The following is a 15,711-nucleotide window of genomic DNA, read 5'->3' as shown; positions in this document are numbered from 1 at the left end:
CGCCGTGAGCCCTGGTTCACGGCGGTTGGTTTATGATTTATCGTTGATATCAAAGACCCCGAAACAGCAAGGATGTCATGATGCTTGACCAATCCCCCGAGCCATTGCACAGCATTGATACCAATGGGCCGTCAGGCGGTATCCTTGCCCGGGAGGTTACGGTGACCTACCGTAATGGTCACACAGCCCTGCATGACGCCAGTTTTGAGATACCACGGGGCACCATCACCGCCCTGGTCGGTGTGAATGGCGCGGGCAAATCAACCTTGTTCAAGGCGATCATGGGGTTCGTGCCTGCCGCGCGCGGGGACATCCGGCTGCTGGGCAAGACCGTGAAAGAGGCGCTGGCCGCAAATCTTGTCGCCTATGTTCCCCAGTCCGAAGAGGTCGATTGGGCCTTCCCGGTGCTGGTCGAGGATGTGGTGATGATGGGCCGCTATGGCCATATGGGATTTTTACGGCGCCCCCGCCGCGCGGATCATGACGCTGTTGAAGAGGCGCTGCGCCGCGTCAACATGCAGGATTTCCGCCACCGCCAGATTGGCGAACTGTCCGGCGGGCAGCGCAAACGCGTGTTTCTGGCCCGCTCGCTGGCGCAGGACGGGCAGGTGATCCTGCTGGATGAACCTTTCACCGGCGTGGATGTGAAGACCGAAGAACAGATTGTCGCGCTCCTGCGGGAGTTGAAGGATGAAGGCCGCGTCATGCTGGTCTCAACCCATAACCTTGGCTCGGTTCCGGAATTTTGCGACCGCACCGTTCTGGTCAAGGGAACCGTGCTGGCCTACGGACCGACAGAGACAACCTTTACGCGTGACAATCTGGAAAAGGCCTTTGGCGGCGTGTTGCGCCACTTCACATTGGGTGGGGATGAACTGCACGAGGATGACGACCCGCGCGTGGTTCGCATCATCACCGATGATGAACGGCCCTTCGTGGATTACAGCGAGCGGTCTGAGCCGAAAGGCAAGACATGATCGGCACGCTTCTGGAGCCCTTCGGCTATAGCTACATGTTCAATGCGATGTGGGTTTCGTCGCTGGTTGGCGGGGTCTGTGCGTTTCTGTCCTGCTATCTGATGCTCAAGGGCTGGTCGCTGATCGGCGATGCCCTGTCCCATTCGGTCGTCCCCGGGGTGGCCGCCGCCTATATACTGGGCCTGCCCTTTGCGCTTGGCGCGTTCATCGCGGGCGGGCTGGCGGCGGGCTCAATGCTGTTTCTGTCCGGGCGATCAGGGCTTAAAATCGACGTCATCATCGGCATCATTTTCACGTCTTTCTTCGGGCTGGGCCTGTTTCTGATCTCGCTGTCGCCGATGGCAGTCAACATCCAGACGATCATTCTGGGCAATATTCTGGCGATCACGCCGGAAGACACCATGCAACTGGCGATCATCGGTTTTGTGTCGCTGGTGGTGCTGCTGGCCAAATGGAAGGATCTGATGGTTGTCTTTTTCGATGAAAACCACGCCCGTACTATCGGCCTCTATCCGGAGCTTCTGAAAGCAGTGTTCTTCGGATTGCTGTCCGCGGCCATCGTGGCGGCGATGATCACCGTGGGCGCGTTTCTGGTGATTGCGATGGTGGTGACACCGGGGGCCACGGCCTATCTGCTGTGCGACCGCTTTCCGCGCCTGATCATCGTCTCGGTTCTGATCGGAACCGTGACCAGTTTTGTCGGCGCCTATGCCAGCTATTTCCTGGACGGGGCGACGGGCGGGGTGATCGTGACCTTTCAGACGCTTCTGTTCCTGACGGCATTTGTCTTCGCGCCGAAGCACGGGATGCTGGCCGCCCGCCGCAAGGCCTCTCAGGCGCTGGCGGAAAAGCGCGGCGCTGGTCTGGCCGCGACACAAGAGGAGGTCCGCCCGTGATCGACACGCTTCTGCAGCCGTTTCAGTTCGTGTTCATGCAGAACGCCTTCTGGATTGCCATACTTGTTGCCCCGCCCACCGCTTTGTTGTCCTGTTTTCTGGTGCTCAAAGGCTGGGCCCTGATGGGGGATGCGGTCAGCCACGCCGTGTTGCCCGGTGTGGTGCTGGCCTGGATCACCGGTATTCCCCTGATCCTGGGCGCGTTCGGCGCCGGCATGACCTGTGCGCTGCTGACCGGATACCTGTCTTATAACAGCCGGGTGAAACAGGATACGGTGATGGGGGTGGTGTTCTCGGGCATGTTCGGGATCGGGATCATCCTCTATACCTCGATCACCACGAACCAGCATCTGGACCATATCCTGTTCGGCAATATGCTGGGTGTCGGGTCTCAGGATCTGTGGACCTCGGGCCTGATCTCGCTTGGTGTCTGCGCGTTTCTGGTGATGAAATGGAAGGATCTGCTGCTGCACGCATTCGATCCGGCGCAGGCCCGTGCCAGCGGCTTGCGCACTGGTTTGCTGCATTACGGGCTGCTGTCGGTGCTGTCCCTGACAATCGTCTCCACGCTGACCGCCACCGGCCTGATTCTGGCGGTGGCCCTGCTGGTCACCCCGGGGGCGATTGCCTTCCTGATGGTGCGCAGCTTTGACCGGATGTTGCTGGTCTCGGTTGCGGTCTGTCTTTTCGCAATGCTGTTCGGCAGCTATGCAAGCTTCTATATCGACAGTGCGCCTGCCCCGACGATTGTTCTGATCCTGACGGGGGTTTTCATCATTGCCTTCCTGCGGCGGCTGCATGTGACCCATAAGACATCGCAACAGACCATTGCGACGACCCGCTGATCCGCGCGCGACCGGATCCGGGCAAGCAGGTTGCCATGGGCTGCGCCCCGGGCATGAGGGCGCGCGCCCCAAAAAGCAAAAGGACCGCCTGAGCGGTCCCGTGCCGGACTGTTGGATTGACAGTCTTGAAATTGGAGCGGGCGATGAGATTCGAACTCACGACCCTAACCTTGGCAAGGTTATGCTCTACCCCTGAGCTACGCCCGCTCTGTGCCGGTGGTATCTATTTTGACCAGCCGGTGCTCGCAAGTGCTTTTTTCCACTTGTGCGGATTTTTATCCCATGGCGCCCGGGGCCTCCCGAGGCGGGTCAGGTCTCTGCCACCGGAATGGCGATCTTGCCGATATGGCGCTTTTCGCCAAAGGCGACCTGGGCGGCGACCAGAACCACGCCGCACATGGTTGCGGGAAGGCTGGATGTCATCTGTTGCTCCCCGGTCTGAAACTGGGGGCAGAATGTGTGTATATCAGCGGCGATGCAAGCCGGAGCGTCTGCGGTGTATCATTCCACCTCAACCAGCAGATCCTTGGCATCAATCTGCCCGCCCGGCGCCACATGGACCGCCGTCACCACCGCGTCGCGATCTGCGTGGATACCGGTTTCCATCTTCATGGCTTCGATGGTCAGCAGCAGATCGCCCTCTTTCACCTTTGCACCGGGTTGCACCGCGACCGTGGCCACAACCCCGGGCATCGGCGCGCCGATATGGTTTGCATTGCCCATTTCAGCCTTGGGGCGTTTTGCGGTGCTTGCGGCGACCTTGCGGTTTGGAATGCGGATCGTCCGGGGCTGGCCGTTCAACTCGAAAAAGACCTTGGCCTCGCCTTCTTCATTGGTCTCACCCACCGCCTGCATGCGGATCACCAGGGTGACGCCCGGGTCGATGGCGGCCTCGACCTCTTCGCCGGGTTCCATCCCATAGAAAAACGTGCGCGTGGGCAGGGTGCGGACCGGGCCATAATCGGCGTGACGGGTGATGTAATCGGTGAAGACGCGGGGATACATCAGATAGCCGTTCAGGTCTTCATTGTCGATTTCCATGCCGGTTTCATCTGCCAGTTCGGCGCGCGTGGACTCAAGATCGACCGGTTCCAGATGTTTGCCCGGGCGATCCGTCAGCGGCTTTTCGTCTTTCAGAACCTTTTTCAGTATCCCGGCCGGAAACCCGCCCGCAGGCTGGCCCAGATTGCCGCGCATCATGTCGATGACCGAATCCGGGAAGGCGACATCGGTTTTCGGGTCTTCGACCTGATCCCTGGTCAAACCCTGGCTGACCATCATCAGCGCCATATCACCCACAACTTTCGACGACGGGGTGACCTTCACGATATCGCCGAACATCTGGTTCACATCCGCATAGGTCTGCGCGACCTCGTGCCAGCGGTCCTCCAGCCCCAGAGAACGCGCCTGCGCCTTGAGATTGGTGAACTGGCCGCCGGGCATCTCATGCAGATAGACCTCGGATGCCGGGGCCTGCTGACCGGTTTCGAAGGCGGCGTAATGGGCGCGCACATATTCCCAGTAATCCGAGATTTCGCGGATGGATCCGATATCCAGCCCGGTGTCACGCTCGGTATGTTTCAGGGCTTCCACCACGGTGCCAAGCGTGGCCTGGCTGGTGTTGCCGCTCAGCGCATCCATCGCGCAATCCACCGCATCCACTCCGGCCTCCGAGGCCGCAAGGATCGTGGCGCAGGCGATGCCCGCCGTGTCATGGGTATGGAAATGGATCGGCAGGCCGACCTCCTCTTTCAGCGCCTTGATCAATATCCGCGCCGAGGCCGGTTTCAGAAGACCCGCCATGTCCTTCAGGCCCAGCACATGGGCGCCCGCCGCTTTCAGCGCCTTGCCCATCTCGACATAGTATTTCAGATCGTATTTCGCCCGGTCCGGGTTCAGCAGGTCGCCGGTGTAGCAGATCGTGCCTTCGCAGACCTTGTTCGCCGCGATCACCGCATCCATCGCCACGCGCATGTTTTCGACCCAGTTGAGTGAATCAAACACGCGGAACAGATCGACACCGGATATGGCGGCCTGGGTCACGAAGCTTTGCACCACATTGTCGGGATAGTTGGTATAGCCCACCCCGTTTGATGCCCTGAGCAGCATTTGCGTCATGATATTGGGCATCGACCGGCGGATATCGCGCAGCCGCTGCCAGGGGCATTCCTGCAGGAACCGATAGGCCACATCAAAGGTCGCCCCGCCCCAGCATTCGACGCTGAACAGCCCCGGCAGGTTCGCCGCATAGGCGGGTGCTGTGCGGATCATGTCGATCGAGCGCATCCGCGTCGCCAGAAGCGATTGATGCCCGTCGCGCATGGTGGTGTCGGTGATCAGCAGATGGGTCTGTTCCGCCATCCAGTCGGCCACCGCCTGCGGGCCCTTTTCGTCCAGCAGGTTGCGTGTGCCGGGGGTCGGCTCGGCCTTTTGCGCGGGCGCGCGGGGCAGTTTGATATCGGCAGCGGGCAGGGGGCGGCCCTCGGTTTCCGGGTGCCCGTTCACGGTGATATCGGCGATATAGCGCAGGATTTTCGTGGCCCGGTCGCGGCGCGGGGCGAAATCGAACAGTTCCGGCGTCTCGTCGATGAATTTCGTGGTGTACTGGTAGTTCAGAAATGTCGGATGTTTCAGCAGGTTCTCGACAAACGCGATATTGGTCGACACCCCGCGGATGCGAAACTCGCGCAGGGCCCGGTCCATCCGGGCAATCGCGGCTTCGGGCGTGGGCGCCCAGGCGGTGACCTTTTCCAGCAGCGAGTCGTAATAGCGTGTGATCACCGCGCCGGAATAGGCGGTGCCGCCATCCAGGCGGATGCCCATGCCGGTCGCCCCGCGATAAGCGGTGATCCGGCCATAATCGGGAATGAAGTTATTGGTCGGGTCTTCGGTTGTGACCCGGCACTGGATCGCGTGACCGTCCAGCTTCACGTCATACTGGCTGGCCACACCTGTTGCCTTGGCCAGATGCTTGCCCTCGGCAATCAGAATCTGGGCGCGCACGATGTCGATCCCGGTCACCTCCTCGGTCACCGTGTGTTCCACCTGCACGCGCGGGTTCACCTCGATGAAATAGAAATCGCCGGTCTCCATATCCATCAGGAATTCGACCGTTCCGGCGCATTCGTAATTCACATGCGCGCAGATCTTCTTGCCAAGCCGGCAGATCTCTTCGCGCTGGGTATCGCTCAGATAAGGCGCGGGCGCCCGTTCCACCACTTTCTGATTGCGCCGCTGGACCGAACAGTCACGCTCATACAGGTGATAGATATCGCCATGCTGATCGCCCAGTATCTGCACCTCCACATGGCGCGCGCGCAGGATCATCTTTTCCAGATACCCCTCGCCATTGCCAAAGGCGGCTTCGGCCTCGCGGCGGCCCTCGCGCACTTTCTCTTCCAGCTCATCGGGCCCCATGATCGGCCGCATGCCGCGCCCGCCGCCGCCCCAGGAGGCTTTCAGCATCAGCGGATAGCCCACCTTTTCCGCCTCGGCGCGGATCGCCTTGATATCCTCGCCCAGAACCTCGGTTGCCGGGATCACCGGAACCCCGGCCTCAATCGCCACGCGCCGCGCGCTGGCCTTGTCGCCAAGGGCGCGCATGGTGTCGGCCTTGGGGCCGATAAAGGCGATCCCGGCTGCCGTGCAGGCATCGACGAAATCCGGGTTTTCCGACAGCAGACCATAGCCGGGATGAATCGCATCCGCGCCCGCCATTTTGGCCACGCGGATGATTTCGGGGATCGACAGATAGGCCGCCACCGGGCCCAGCCCCTCGCCGATCTTATAGGCCTCATCAGCTTTGAACCGGTGCAGGCTCAGCTTGTCCTCTTCCGCATAGACCGCGACCGTGCGTTTGCCCAGCTCATTGGCCGCGCGCATCACGCGAATGGCAATCTCGCCGCGATTGGCGATGAGGATCTTGCTGAAATTGGTCATGCGTTATTCCTTTAACGTCATAAGTCACGGGATCAGGCCCCATGCTGCAGAGCGGCATAATAGGGCTGACGCAGCGAAAGGAAAGCGGCGATAGCGGTTTGCGTTTGATCTGTATCGAAAACCGCTGCCTCTCCCCTTCGGGTCGAACGCGGGTTTCGATGGGGCTGTCTCATCTAAAACGCAAACCGCTTTAAACGACGCGCCCCGGCAGATCGGCAAGCGAAACGGCCCCGATCTGCGCCATATTCGCCACCATATCCTGTGCCAGCATATCGTGCAGATGGGCAGGCCCGGCGCGGCCAAGGGCGCCAAGCGCATAATGCCAGGCCCGCCCCAGCATCACGAAATCCGCCCCAAGCGCCAGGGCGCGCAGGATATCAAGACCGCCTTCAATGCCACTGTCGAAAATCACCGGCAGATGCGTCGCGGCGCGAATGGCGGGCAGGGCGCTGATGCTGGCCGGTGCCCCGTCAAACTGGCGCCCCGCATGGTTAGACACCCAGATCGCATCCACCCCTTCATCGCCCAATCGCGCCGCGTCGCCCGCATCAAGCACCCCTTTCACGATCAGCGACCCGTCCCAGGCGGCTCTCAAATCCGCCAGATAGGCCCAGTCCGGTGAGGTGCGCAGCAGATAGCCCACATGGGCGGTGGAGGGCAGGGTGCCCTGCGCCTCGGGTGCATAGCTGTCCATCAGCCGCATCCGCGGCAGGCCGGTTTTCCGCATACCCGCGGCCCAGACCGGGCAGCGCGCCACCTGCATGGCCAGACGGGGCGTCAGCTTCGGCGGCTGGACCAGCCCGCCACGGGTCTGCCGCTCCCTCCGCGAGGCGGCGGGCACATCCACGGTCAGAACCAGCGTGTGAAACCCGGCCTCCCGCGCCCGGCGCAGCATATCGGCGCGGATATCCATATCGCGCGGCGGATACATCTGAAACCAGCCCTGATCGCCGATCACACCGGCCAGTGCATCCGGGGTCTGGGTCGCCACGGTGGACAGGGTATAGGGCACGCCCGCCGCCGCCCCGTGACCTGCCAAAAGCCGCTCGGCCCCCGGCCAGATCAGCCCCGACATCCCGAAAGGCGCGATCCCGAAAGGCACCGGATACGCGCGTCCCAGAAACCTGGTGGACAGATCCGGCACCATCTCCCCATGCAGGATCGAACTGCGGAACAGCACCTGATCAAGCGCGGCCCGATTCCGCGCTGTGATCGTCTCGGCCCCCGTCGCGCTGTCCAGATATTCCCACACAAAATACGGGATGCGCCGCCGGGCGCGGGCTTTCAGATCGGACAGGGCCGGGTATGTCTGTGACAGGGACATCGGGGTCAACCAATGCGCTCCCCGCCCGCTTGTCCAGCAAAATCAACCGCTCACGACAGGGCGCGCGGGATAGCGGGTCCCCTGCTTCTCTATCTCAAAAATACTTCCGCCGGAGGCATCCGGGCCCCGCCACCACTGGGGTGGAACAATCTAAGAACATGCCTTCCCACAGGCCCCAAGCCCCTATATGCTTGCCGCATGAGCAGATTTGACGACACAGACACGTTCGAGGCCGCGTCGCTTTCCGCCCGCGCCATGGGCGCCATGGGCGCACCCGCCCTGTCCTATATGGACGGGCTGAACCCGGCGCAGCGCAAAGCGGTGGAAACGCTTGACGGCCCGGTTCTGATGCTGGCGGGGGCGGGCACCGGCAAGACCCGGGCCCTGACCGCCCGGATCGCCCATCTGCTGGCCACACACACGGCGCGGCCCAATGAAATTCTGGCGGTGACCTTCACCAACAAGGCCGCGCGCGAGATGAAAAACCGCGTTGGCGCGCTGATGGGCGGTGCCGTTGAAGGCATGCCCTGGCTGGGCACCTTCCACGCGATCTGCGTCAAACTGCTCCGCCGTCATGCGGAACTGGCGGGGCTGAAATCCAATTTCACGATTCTGGACACCGATGACCAGATCCGGCTGATGAAACATTTGATCCTGGCCGAGGGGATTGACGAAAAACGCTGGCCCGCGCGGATGTTGGCCGGGATCATTGACAACTGGAAAAACCGCGCCTGGACGCCTGAACATGTCCCGGAGGCCGAGGCCGGGGCCTATAACAAACGCGGGGTGGCCCTTTATGCGGCCTATCAGGCCCGGCTGAAAACGCTGAACGCGGCCGATTTCGGCGATCTGCTGCTGCATGTCATCCGTATCTTTCAGGAAAATGAGGATGTGCTGACGCAATACCAGCGCTGGTTCCGCTATATTCTGGTGGATGAATATCAGGATACCAATATCGCCCAGTATCTCTGGCTGCGGCTTCTGGCGCAGGACCATCAGAATATCTGCTGCGTCGGCGATGATGATCAGTCGATCTATGGCTGGCGGGGCGCGGAGGTGGGCAATATCCTGCGCTTTGACAAGGATTTCCCCGGCGCCAAAATCGTCAAGCTTGAGCAGAATTACCGCTCCACCGGGCATATTCTGGCGGCCGCCTCCGGCGTGATTGCGGGCAATAAGAACCGGCTTGGCAAGACGCTGTGGACCGAGGGGGAGGATGGCGAAAAGCTGCGCCTGATCGGCCATTGGGATGGCGAGGAAGAGGCCCGCTGGGTCGGCGATGAGATTGAGGCGATGACCCGGGGCACCCGCCATATGGACCCGATCACACCCGACCAGATGGCGATTCTGGTCCGGGCCAGCCACCAGATGCGCGCCTTTGAAGACCGGTTCCTGACCATCGGCCTGCCTTACCGGGTGATCGGCGGGCCCCGGTTTTACGAGCGGATGGAGATCCGCGATGCGATGGCCTATTTCCGCGTGGTCGTCAGCCCCGAGGATGATCTGGCGTTCGAGCGGATCGTGAACACTCCCAAACGCGGGCTGGGTGATGTGGCGATGCAGAAAATGCAGGTCACGGCGCGGCAGAACGGTGTGGCGCTGATCGAGGGCGCGCGGATTCTGCTGGATGAAAAGGGCCTCGGCGGCAAAGGCGCCAGGGAACTGGCCAGGCTGCTGGACGGTATCAAGCGGTGGCGGGCCATGTTGCGCGGGCCGCAAATCGCTGCCGCGCCGGATAGCGACCTGATCGAGGTGGACAGCCCCGCAGGCACCGCCCCCACCCATATCGAACTGGCCGAAATCATCCTCGACGAAAGCGGCTATACCGGTCATTGGCAGAACGACAAGACCCCGGAAGCGCCCGGGCGGCTGGAAAACCTGAAAGAACTGGTCAAGGCGCTGGAAGCGTTCGAAAACCTTCAGGGTTTCCTCGAACATGTCTCTCTCATCATGGATAATGAAACCGAGGATGGAGAGGCGAAAGTCACCCTGATGACGCTTCACGCCGCCAAGGGGCTGGAATTTCCCGCGATTTTTCTGCCGGGCTGGGAAGACGGGCTGTTCCCCAGCCAGCGCTCGATGGATGAGGATGGGGTAAAGGGTCTGGAGGAGGAACGCCGCCTGGCCTATGTGGGCATCACCCGCGCCGAGGAGGTCTGCACGATTTCCTTTGCCGGCAACCGCCGGGTCTATGGCCAGTGGCAAAGTCAGATGCCCTCCCGCTTTATTGATGAACTGCCCGAGGCCCATGTGGAGGTGCTGACACCGCCGGGCCTGTATGGCCATGGCGGGGGCATGTCGGCCAGCGCATCGCCCGTGGCCCAGGCCGTGGACGGCTCGGATCTGCACCGGAAAGCGGCCAGCGCAGATGTCTATAATTCCCCGGGATGGAAACGTTTACAGGCCAATCAGGGCAATCGCGGCATCCGCCAGCCGCGCGAAAGCCGCACCATGACCATCGACAGCGAGGCAGTCAGCGCATTCTTGCTGGGCGACCGGGTGTTTCATCAAAAATTCGGATACGGGCAGGTGAATGCGGTAGAAGGGGACAAGGTCGAGGTCGATTTCGACAAGGCCGGTGTGAAACATGTGGTGGCCCGGTTTCTGGTCACGGCGGATGGCGCGGGCGATGTGCCGTTCTGACAACAAAAAACGATCGAGAGAGGCAGGATCTTAGACTGGGCCGGTCTGGCCCAAGACAGGAGGCTGCTATGAAAACCCTCATTCTGGAACCTGATGCGGCCCGTGCACGGGGTTGGGTTGCGCGCTATGGCACGGATGATGATACCTGTCATGTGGCGATCAGTGCCGCGCAGACCCGGCTGATGCTGATTGCAAGCTGCTATGACCGTCTTGGTCTGCGTCTTGGCCATCTGGGCGGGCAAAGCCATGCGATCCTGTCGGTGGCGCGCGCCTGCAACCCCGAATGCGAGATTGTTGATCTGTCACGCAAAACCCGGCGCCCCGTATCCGGCCCCAGCCTTGGCTTGTTGTCGGATGCCGGGACCGGGCTGCCCGCCGAGGTCTGAGCCCGCTTTTCCTTTCCTCTGAAACCGGGCAGGGTGCTGCTGCCCGGCAGGATCAGGTGAAGGCAGATGCAAACCGTATTGACAGCGCAGACAGATGGCCCCGGTCTTTACGAGATCACCGGAGAACTGCGCAGATGGCTGGCGGGGCAGGGCGATGGTCTGCTGACGCTGTTCATCCGCCATAGCTCGGCCAGCCTGCTGATCCAGGAAAATGCCGACCCGGAGGTGCAGACCGATCTGATCGCCTATTTCGACCGTCTGGTGCCGCCCTCCGATCACCCGTCCATGTCCTATCTGACCCATACCTATGAAGGCCCCGATGACATGCCGGCCCATATCAAGGCGGCGATGATGCCGGTTTCCCTGTCGATCCCTGTGGCGGCGGGCCAGATGATGCTGGGGACATGGCAGGGGATTTACGTGGTCGAACACCGCCGCCGCCCACATGCGCGACAAGTGGTGGCGATGCTGATGCAGGGCTGACGCGCCCCGGATTTTCAGGTTATGGCGCTGCCTCCCGGGTGGAAAACTCCAGTTTTCCATGTGGAATTCTTGAGAAGTCTGCCGCCCGGGGTTTGCGACCGACCCAGCCTGTCACCATTGGGATGAAATCTTGAACCGGTTTGCGTTGGTCTTCCTTGAAAGCCGCTGCAGACCAGAGTGGCCCGCCGGAACATGGCGGGGCTGTTGCAGATTTCCCCCTCATCTAGGGGGTTGAATTGCCCTCTACCCAACCCCTCGCGGCTCCCCTATAGTGCCTGTGGATAACTGGGCTTCAGACCCAATCAGGCAAGATCAGCGGCCGGTATCCGGGCGCCAAGCGATAAGAAGAGGGGACATGGATGCGCTGCCCGTTTTGCGGAAATGTGGACACTCAGGTGAAAGACAGCCGCCCGGCCGAAGATCATGTGGCGATCCGAAGGCGGCGGTTCTGCCCGGCATGTGGCGGACGGTTCACCACCTATGAACGGGTGCAGCTGCGCGATCTGGTGGTGATCAAATCAAACGGCAAACGCGAGGATTTCGACCGCGACAAGCTGGAACGCTCGATCCGCATTTCGATGCAGAAACGCCCGGTGGAACCTGAACGGATCGACCAGATGATCAGCGGCATCGTCCGGCGGCTGGAAAGCATGGGCGAGACGGATATCCCATCGGGCACCATCGGCGAGATCGTGATGGAAAGCCTGGCCCGGATCGACACGGTCGCCTATGTCCGCTTCGCCAGCGTCTACAAGAATTTCAAGGACGCGGATGATTTCGAGGAATTCGTGGCCGAACTGCGCCCGCCCAACCCCTCAGAAAGCTAGGCCATGACCGGGGAAGACGCCCGCTGGATGCGTCTGGCGCTGTCCCTGGGCGCGCGGGGGCAGGGCCGGGTCTGGCCAAACCCGGCTGTGGGTTGTGTCATCGTCAAAGAGGGCCGTGTGCTGGGCCGGGGCTGGACCGCGCCGGGCGGGCGGCCCCATGCAGAACCGCAGGCGCTGGCGCAGGCCGGGGCGGGTGCCAATGGCGCAACGGCTTATGTCAGCCTGGAGCCTTGCGCCCATCACGGGGTCACGCCGCCTTGTGTGGAGGCGCTGATTGCGGCCTCGGTTGCGCGGGTTGTCATTGCCATGGACGATCCGGACCCGCGCACAGATGGCCAGGGCATGGCCCGTTTGCAGGCGGCCGGGATTGCAGTGACCATGAATGTTCTGGAAGATCAGGCCCGCCGCGCCCATGCGGGGTTCATCAGCCGTGTGACCCGGGGACGCCCGGCGCTGACCCTGAAACTTGCCACCTCCTTTGACGGGCGGATCGCCACGGCCAGCGGTGAAAGTAAGTGGATCACCGGGGCTGCGGCGCGCCGGGTCGTTCATGGACTGCGCGCGCGCCATGATGCGGTGATGATCGGTGCGGGTACGGCGCGCGCTGATGATCCCAGCCTGACCATACGCGATCTGGGCCTGTCCCACCAACCGGTGCGGATTGTGATCTCGCGCAAGCTCGACATCCCCGAGGGCGGTGCGCTGGCCCGCAGCGCTGATACGGTGCCGCTCTGGCTGTGCCACGGGGCCGGCGAGGTTCCGGCGAAGGTGGAGGCCGCCTGGCGCGCGCGGGGCGCGGTGCTGATTGGATGCGCGACTGCGCCGGGCGGACAGCTGGACCTTTCCGATGTGATGCAGGCGCTTGGCCGGGCGGGGCTGACCCGGGTGTTCTGCGAAGGTGGCGGCGCATTGGCTGCCACGCTTCTGGCCGGGGATCTGGTGGATGATCTTCTGGGCTTCACCGCCGGGCTTGTGCTGGGCGCCGAGGGGCAACCGGCGATTGGCGCGATGGGCGTGGCCGCCTTGCAGGAAGCGCCAAGGTTTACCCTGCGGAGCACCCGCGCCATTGGTCCCGATATCCTCCATCAATGGACCCGCGAAACCGGTTGATCCACTCCCTTCCGTTTCTTCTGGTCAAAAATACTCCCGCCGGAGGCATCTGTGATCGCAGATTTATGGCTGAGACGTGCTTTACGGCGCCGGACTGACATTCTGCAATACATATGCATTTCGGAGAGGGCAGCGTCCGAACCGAGGGGTGGGCGCTGCCCGGCGGTGCCGCCGGGCGGAAGAGTGATGCAGGTCTAAGGCGGGGTGCTTCAGCGTCCGCGCCGCCAAAGCCAGGCATGACCTGCAAACCATCCCTGCAGTTTTGCCAAAACCCGCAACCCGGGTTTGCGTGGCAGACCCTCGCCTGCGGCCAGCCGTTCCATCGCCACCTCGACCGGGCAGGGCAGGGAGGTGACCGGGTCCAGATACCGGGGATAGGTGATCAGCGCGGCATGGGCCATCGCTGCCAGCGAGGGGCGGGCCTGACGACGAACGGGGATCGGGCCAAGATCATGGGTCAGGCCCCACCCGGCATAGAAAGGCGTGCCAAGCGTGGTGACCGGCACCCGGCGCAACAGCGCTTCGAACCCCAGAAGCGAGGTCATGGTCACCACCTTATCGGCCTGCGCCAGAAGGGCGGCGGGATCGGCGCCCCGGGCCACATGATCGGCCAGCCGGGCCAGCGCATCCTCGGGCACAGCACCCGGTCGCAGGTCCGCCTCCACATCCGGGTGGGGTTTATAGACCACCATCGCATCGGGGTGCAGGCGCCGTGCGGTTTGCAACAGATCGAGATTGGTCTTCACCTTGCCCGCCCCAAGCGTGATCGAGGCATCATCTTCCACCTGTCCGGGCACCAGCACCACGTGCCGGGTGCCGGGATCCGGCAGATCGGGGGGGCTGCCCAGATTATATTTGCTGAGGCCCAATGCCGTCAGCCGGGCAATCAGGGCTTCGGCGCGGGCCAGCCGCTTGGCGGGCAGGGCGGCGGCCTCGGTGATCAGTCGTTCAAGCCTGCTTTCGCGGGACGGGTCGTAATAGATCCCCAGATCATCACGTACCAGCGACAGGGGCGGGATCAGCGCCGCCCCCAGCCCGCGGGAGCGCAGGAACCCGTCTTCGACGCGGGTCAGTGGCACGCCGGTGGCGCTACAGGCATGGCCCAGGTGGTCATCTTCACGGCCCGCCCAGACCATGACCGGCTTGCCCGATGTGACCGCCGCCTCGGCCGTGTCGGCAAATTGCACAGATTTGCCGCTGGCGCCGTAAAACGCCTGCAAATGGGTCCGTTTCCAGGCGCGCATGCCGATTGCCACATGGCCATGCCGATCCGCGCGCCAGCTGCGGGTCTGTGCCTCCAGCGCGCCCAGAACATCCTCCAGCGGGCAAAGCCGGTCGTGATAGGGATCATACCAGCTTGGGTAGAGGATCAGCGCACCTGCCACCAGTTGTGCGCGGGTCAGCACCCGCTGGCGGCGCTGCACCGGCTGACGATCATCGCTCAGCCCCCAACCGGCATAGAAGGGTTGCCCGAAGACCACCGGCCTGTGGCCTGCCAGAATAGCCTCAAACCCCATCTGGCTTGAAACGGTATAGACCGCCCGGGCATGTTCCATCAGCCGCCAGGGCGATACCGGCCCTTCGCAAAGCAGGATGTCCCCCCCGGCATCCGCAGCACTGAAATGCCCCTCGCGATGCCCGCCCCGGGTTTCGGGATGGGTCTTGATGACAATCTTTGCGCCGGGATGATCCTGCTGCGCCCAATAGAGCATTTCGCGGAAACTGTCACCATTGGCCCCGCCAAGGGTGATCGAGGCATCACCCCGGGTCTGGTCGATGACCAGAACATAACCGGGTGGCGGCGGGTCCAGCGTGGGATCGACGGCGGCATATTTGGTCAGATGCGCCTCGACCATGCGGGCGATGGCGTTCCGGGCGCGGTCCAGCAATGCGGTGTCATCCAGCGGATGGGTGGCCAGAAGATGTTCCAGATCCGAAGGCTGACTGGCATCGAAATACGCGCCGCGCCGATCGATGGTCAGACCAAGGGGCGGTTCCCCTGCGCGGCCCGGATGCAGGGAGCGTAAAAACGCATCCTCCACCCGCACCAGATGCGCGCCCGTGGCGGCGGCGGCTTTTTCGCCGCGTGGGGCATAGGGGGAATGACCCCAGACCAGCACATCGTCATCAGGCCCCGGCTTGCCGATTTTCAACTGATAGCCCGACAGGGTCAGAATGCGCCGGATGCGTGCGTTGGTCAGAAACCCGGCATTGAAATGAAACCCCTTCCGGGGCGTATCCCCGGCAAGGTTCTCTGAGCCGGTCCTGGCCACGACCGGCG

Annotated in this window: 11 protein-coding genes and 1 tRNA gene; 8 read left to right on the top strand and 4 right to left on the bottom strand. The window is 62.7% G+C overall.

Annotation, left to right across the window (positions count from 1 at the left end; translation table 11 throughout):
* The first annotated feature begins 80 nt into the window (after positions 1–80).
* From E2K80_RS10725 to E2K80_RS10715, 3 genes are read left to right on the top strand one after another with little or no spacing between them, the layout of a single operon-like run.
* The gene (locus E2K80_RS10725) at positions 81–977 is read left to right on the top strand and encodes a manganese/iron ABC transporter ATP-binding protein (RefSeq protein WP_135375001.1); all 897 of its coding nucleotides are present in this window, start codon (positions 81–83) and stop codon (positions 975–977) included.
* A complete protein-coding gene (locus E2K80_RS10720) occupies positions 974–1,873 on the top strand; it encodes a metal ABC transporter permease (protein ID WP_135375000.1) in 900 nt (299 codons plus the stop codon). Before E2K80_RS10725 ends, E2K80_RS10720 begins: the two co-directional genes overlap by 4 nt.
* On the top strand, positions 1,870–2,718 hold the full coding sequence (locus E2K80_RS10715) for a metal ABC transporter permease (RefSeq protein WP_135374999.1): 849 nt from the start codon (positions 1,870–1,872) through the stop codon (positions 2,716–2,718). The genes E2K80_RS10720 and E2K80_RS10715 overlap by 4 nt, the downstream gene beginning before the upstream one ends.
* Positions 2,719–2,850: 132 nt before the next feature.
* On the opposite strand, the gene E2K80_RS10710 is transcribed toward E2K80_RS10715, so the two are convergent.
* The 3 genes from E2K80_RS10710 to E2K80_RS10700 all read right to left on the bottom strand — a co-directional run bounded on the left by E2K80_RS10710 (position 2,851) and on the right by E2K80_RS10700 (position 7,981).
* Positions 2,851–2,925: transfer RNA gene (locus E2K80_RS10710), tRNA-Gly, on the bottom strand.
* Positions 2,926–3,219: 294 nt separating this feature from the next.
* Positions 3,220–6,657, bottom strand: coding sequence for a pyruvate carboxylase (locus tag E2K80_RS10705; RefSeq protein ID WP_135374998.1), 3,438 nt, complete (start codon positions 6,655–6,657; stop codon positions 3,220–3,222).
* Between the two features lie 190 nt (positions 6,658–6,847).
* Positions 6,848–7,981: an alpha-hydroxy acid oxidase gene (locus E2K80_RS10700; RefSeq protein WP_210405367.1), complete on the bottom strand. Its 1,134-nt coding sequence runs from the start codon at positions 7,979–7,981 to the stop codon at positions 6,848–6,850.
* A gap of 198 nt (positions 7,982–8,179) precedes the next feature.
* On the opposite strand from E2K80_RS10700, the gene E2K80_RS10695 reads away from it, so the two are divergent.
* From E2K80_RS10695 to ribD, 5 genes are all read left to right on the top strand, one after another.
* Positions 8,180–10,624: an ATP-dependent helicase gene (locus E2K80_RS10695; RefSeq protein ID WP_135374996.1), complete on the top strand. Its 2,445-nt coding sequence runs from the start codon at positions 8,180–8,182 to the stop codon at positions 10,622–10,624.
* Between the two features lie 68 nt (positions 10,625–10,692).
* Positions 10,693–11,010 carry a hypothetical protein gene (locus E2K80_RS10690; RefSeq protein ID WP_135374995.1) on the top strand — a complete coding sequence of 106 codons (318 nt, stop codon included), beginning with the start codon at positions 10,693–10,695 and terminating at the stop codon, positions 11,008–11,010.
* A 66-nt stretch (positions 11,011–11,076) separates the two neighbouring features.
* Positions 11,077–11,493, top strand: a complete 417-nt coding sequence (locus E2K80_RS10685) for a secondary thiamine-phosphate synthase enzyme YjbQ (protein WP_135374994.1) — start codon at positions 11,077–11,079, stop codon at positions 11,491–11,493.
* Between the two features lie 359 nt (positions 11,494–11,852).
* On the top strand, positions 11,853–12,320 hold the full coding sequence (gene nrdR, locus E2K80_RS10680) for a transcriptional regulator NrdR (protein ID WP_135374993.1): 468 nt from the start codon (positions 11,853–11,855) through the stop codon (positions 12,318–12,320).
* Between the two features lie 3 nt (positions 12,321–12,323).
* The gene (gene ribD, locus E2K80_RS10675) at positions 12,324–13,430 is read left to right on the top strand and encodes a bifunctional diaminohydroxyphosphoribosylaminopyrimidine deaminase/5-amino-6-(5-phosphoribosylamino)uracil reductase RibD (RefSeq protein WP_238475496.1); all 1,107 of its coding nucleotides are present in this window, start codon (positions 12,324–12,326) and stop codon (positions 13,428–13,430) included.
* Between the two features lie 209 nt (positions 13,431–13,639).
* On the opposite strand, the gene E2K80_RS10670 is transcribed toward ribD, so the two are convergent.
* A complete protein-coding gene (locus E2K80_RS10670) occupies positions 13,640–15,703 on the bottom strand; it encodes a capsular polysaccharide biosynthesis protein (protein ID WP_238475495.1) in 2,064 nt (687 codons plus the stop codon).
* Positions 15,704–15,711 lie beyond the last annotated feature (8 nt).

It is taken from the genome of Rhodophyticola sp. CCM32, from assembly GCF_004751985.1.
Taxonomy (GTDB): domain Bacteria; phylum Pseudomonadota; class Alphaproteobacteria; order Rhodobacterales; family Rhodobacteraceae; genus Rhodophyticola.
The sequence above is the reverse complement of the archived record's forward strand: the minus strand, read 5'-3'. Positions and strand labels throughout refer to the sequence as shown.